At 62.6% G+C, this 3,836-nt stretch carries 3 protein-coding genes and 1 pseudogene; 2 read left to right on the top strand and 2 right to left on the bottom strand.

Features of this window, described 5'->3' with window-relative positions; genetic code table 11:
- Positions 1-144: pseudogene (locus B3873_RS00915) on the top strand (chromate transporter); the annotation flags it as partial.
- A complete protein-coding gene (locus B3873_RS00910) occupies positions 141-671 on the top strand; it encodes a chromate transporter (RefSeq protein WP_069374536.1) in 531 nt (176 codons plus the stop codon). The pseudogene B3873_RS00915 and the gene B3873_RS00910, both read left to right, overlap by 4 nt.
- Before the next feature lie 80 nt (positions 672-751).
- On the opposite strand, the gene B3873_RS00905 is transcribed toward B3873_RS00910, so the two are convergent.
- Positions 752-3,004 (bottom strand): arginine/lysine/ornithine decarboxylase, encoded by a 2,253-nt coding sequence (locus tag B3873_RS00905; RefSeq protein WP_121045317.1) that lies wholly within the window; start codon positions 3,002-3,004, stop codon positions 752-754.
- A 209-nt stretch (positions 3,005-3,213) separates the two neighbouring features.
- A complete protein-coding gene (locus B3873_RS00900; protein ID WP_134137514.1) occupies positions 3,214-3,708 on the bottom strand; it encodes a dihydrofolate reductase in 495 nt (164 codons plus the stop codon).
- Positions 3,709-3,836 lie beyond the last annotated feature (128 nt).

The following is a 3,836-nucleotide window of genomic DNA, read 5'->3' as shown; positions in this document are numbered from 1 at the left end:
TTCCTGCGTATCCCCTTGCTGTGGGTGATGCTGGTGATGACACCCATCAGCGTGGTCCTGACCGCGCGTTACGGTGATCGCTTCGCCGCCAAGACGCAGACTGCGCCGGCGCAGCGTGAGGGCAAGAAGGAGGGCGCGCAATGAGCCAGACCCTGATCGCATTGGCCATCATCTTCACGCAGTTGTCGGTGCTGGCCTTCGGTGGTGGCAATACCATCCTGCCGGAGATGCAACGCCAGGTAGTGGAAGTACATCATTGGATGAGCGCCGAGGATTTCAGTGCGCTGTTCGCCCTGGGGCAGGCGGCACCCGGTCCCAACCTGATGGTGGTCACGCTGGTGGGCTGGCATGTGGCCGGTTTCTGGGGGATGCTGGTGACCAGCCTGGCCAAGTTCGGGCCGTCCTCCATCATCACCATCATCATGTTGCACGTCTGGGAGAGGTTCAAGGACAAGCCCTGGCGGCGTCACGTGCAGGCCGGCCTGCTGCCGGTCACGGGCGGGCTGGTCGCGGCTTCGGCGCTGTTGATCACGCAGGCGTCGATCACCCACGGCTTCCTGGCCGCGATCACGGCGGCTACCGCCATCATCGCGCTCAAGACCAAGATCCATCCGCTGTGGTTGTTGTTTGGGGGCGCTTTGGCGGGGTTCTTCTATCTCGGCACGTTCTGACGGCGCTTCTGCCGGAGCCAAAACAAAACAGCCGATGCCCTCGCAGGCATCGGCTGTTTCTTTACATGCAGCGCTGAGACTTACTGCTTGACGCAATCCACGAAGTAATCGCGGCGGCCGTTGACTTCACGCTTGACCAGGCCATGCACGTCGGTTTCGAAGCCCGGGAATTTCTCGTTGAAATCACGCGCAAACTTCAGGTAATCGACGATGGTCTTGTTGAAGATCTCGCCCGGGATCAGCAGGGGGATGCCCGGCGGATAGGGAGTCAGCAGGATCGAGGTGACGCGGCCTTCGAGTTCGTCCAGGGGGACGCGCTCGATCTCGCGGTGCGCCATCTTGGAGAAGGCGTCCGAAGGCTTCATGGCCGGCTGCATGTCCGAGAGATACATCTCGGTGGTCAGGCGGGCCACGTCGTAGGCACGGTAGGTCTCGTGGATCTGCTGGCACAGGTCGCGCAGGCCCAGGCGCTCGTAGCGCGGATTGCGCTGCGCGAACTCGGGCAGGATGCGCCAGATCGGCTGGTTCTTGTCGTAGTCGTCCTTGAACTGCTGCAGCGCCGTCACCAGGGTGTTCCAGCGGCCCTTGGTGATGCCGATGGTGAACATGATGAAGAAGGAATACAGGCCGCACTTCTCCACGATCACGCCATGCTCGGCCAGGTACTTGGTCACGATGGAGGCCGGGATGCCGTTCTCGCCGAACTGGCCGTTCAGGGCCAGGCCGGGGGTGACGATGGTGGCCTTGATCGGGTCCAGCATGTTGAAGCCCGGTGCCAGGTTGCCGAAACCGTGCCAGTCGTCCTCGGCCTTGATGACCCAGTCCTCGCGCTCGCCGATGCCGTCGGCGGCGAAGCTGTTGGGGCCCCAGACCTGGAACCACCACTCATCGCCGAATTCCTGGTCGATCTTCTTCATGGCGCGGCGGAAGTCCAGCGCTTCCAGGATGCTTTCTTCCACCAGGGCCGTGCCGCCCGGCGCTTCCATCATGGCGGCTGCGACGTCGCAGGAGGCGATGATGGAGTATTGCGGCGAGGTCGAGGTGTGCATCAGGAAGGCTTCGTTGAAGGCGTCTTCATCGAGCTTCACGGTCTCCGACTCGCGCACCAGGATCTGCGAGGCCTGCGACAGGCCGGCCAGCAGCTTGTGGGTCGACTGGGTCGAGAAGATCAGCGACTTCTTGGCGCGCGGACGGTCCTTGCCGATGGCGTGCATGTCCTTGTAGAAGTCGTGGAAGGTCGCGTGCGGCAGCCAGGCTTCGTCGAAGTGCAGGGTTTCGATCTCGCCGTCGAGCATGTCCTTCAGGGTCTCGACGTTGTAGACCACGCCGTCGTAGGTCGACTGGGTGATGGTCAGGATGCGCGGCTTCTTGTTCTTGGCTTCGCGGGCGAAGGGGTTGGCTTCGATCTTGCGCTGGATGCTTTCGAGGGTGAACTCTTCCAGCGGGATCGGTCCGATGATGCCCAGGTGGTTACGCGTGGGCATCAGGAACACGGGGATCGCGCCGGTCATGATGATGGAGTGCAGGATGGACTTGTGGCAGTTGCGGTCCACGACGACGATGTCGCCCGGTGCCACGGTCGAGTGCCAGACCATCTTGTTGGAGGTCGAGGTACCGTTGGTGACGAAGTAGCAGTGGTCGGCATTGAAGATGCGCGCCGCATTGCGTTCCGAGTTGGCGACCGGGCCGGTGTGGTCCAGCAGCTGGCCCAGTTCTTCCACGGCATTGCAGACGTCGGCGCGCAGCATGCGTTCGCCGAAGAACTGGTGGAACATCTGGCCCACGGGCGACTTCAGGAAAGCCACGCCGCCGGAGTGGCCGGGGCAGTGCCAGGAGTAGGAGCCATCCTGGGCGTAATCGACCAGGGCGCGGAAGAACGGGGGAGCCAGGCCGTCCAGGTAGGACTTGGCTTCGCGGATGATGTGGCGGGCCACGAACTCCGGCGTATCTTCGAACATGTGAATGAAACCGTGCAGTTCGCGCAGCACATCGTTGGGAATGTGGCGCGAGGTGCGGGTTTCACCGTAGAGGTAGATGGGGATGTCGGCGTTCTTGTGACGAATTTCGCTGACAAACGCACGCAGGGCCTTCAGGGCGTGGTCGGTCTCTTCGTCGGAACCGGCACCCATTTCTTCATCGTCGATGGAGAGGATGAAGGCCGAGGCGCGCGACTGCTGCTGGGCGAACTGGGCCAGGTCGCCGTAGCTGGTCACGCCCAGCACTTCCATGCCTTCGGCTTCGATGGCGTCGGCCAGGGCGCGGATGCCCAGGCCGGAGGTGTTTTCGGAGCGGAAGTCTTCGTCGATGATGACGATGGGGAATCGGAATTTCATGGATTTCTCCAGGCTTTGCGCGCGTGGGGCCGGGCAGGCGCGCGCGCAGGGGGTGAAAAGAAAAGCGCCTGGGCTGGCAGTGCTTGCGCGCCGGAAAAATGAAAGCGGGATTGTCGCAGATATGCGCGCAACGTGCGCGCGAACTGCGCTAAAGAGGTGCGCAGTTTAAGCAAAAAAGGGAAAAAACAACAGCCTCGTGCCGAGGTGGTTCAACGTCTTTCGTATGTCACAAAAGCGTAGTCCAATCCGGAAGTTTCGGACCGGTGGTCCTCGCGTGCGGTCTCCTGCCACAGCAGCGGGTCCAGCGCCGGGAAGAAGGCGTCGCAATCAAAAGCCTGGTTGATGCGGGTGATGATGAGCCGGTCCACCAGCGGCAGGGCTTCCGCGTAGATCTGCGCACCGCCGATGATGAAGGCCGGTGCCCCTTGCGCCAGCGCGGCGGCCTCCTGCAGCGAAGCCGCCGTCTCCACCCCCGCGTGTTGCCATTCGGCATTGCGGGTGATGACGATGTTGCGCCGGTTGGGCAGCGGCCGGCCGATCGATTCAAAGGTCTTGCGGCCCATCAGGATGGCATGCCCCGAGGTGGTGCGCTTGAAATGGGCCAGGTCTTCCGGCAGATGCCAGGGCAGGGTGTTGCGAATGCCGATGCCGTTGTTGAGGTCGGTAGCGACGACGATGGTGAGGGAGCCGGAAGCTGTGGTCATGCGGGAATCTGGGTTCGGACGGAAGGCCTGCAGCCCGGCGCACGGCCGGATGCAAGGGCGACAGAAGCATAATGTTACAGCAGCCATGCTGCGGCACGGAACTTTATGCGCCGCCACCTGCCCTTATA

The organism is Herbaspirillum sp. UBA812 (genome assembly GCF_002296545.1).
GTDB lineage: Bacteria > Pseudomonadota > Gammaproteobacteria > Burkholderiales > Burkholderiaceae_D > Herbaspirillum > Herbaspirillum huttiense.
This window is presented reverse-complemented; position numbering and strand designations above follow the sequence as displayed.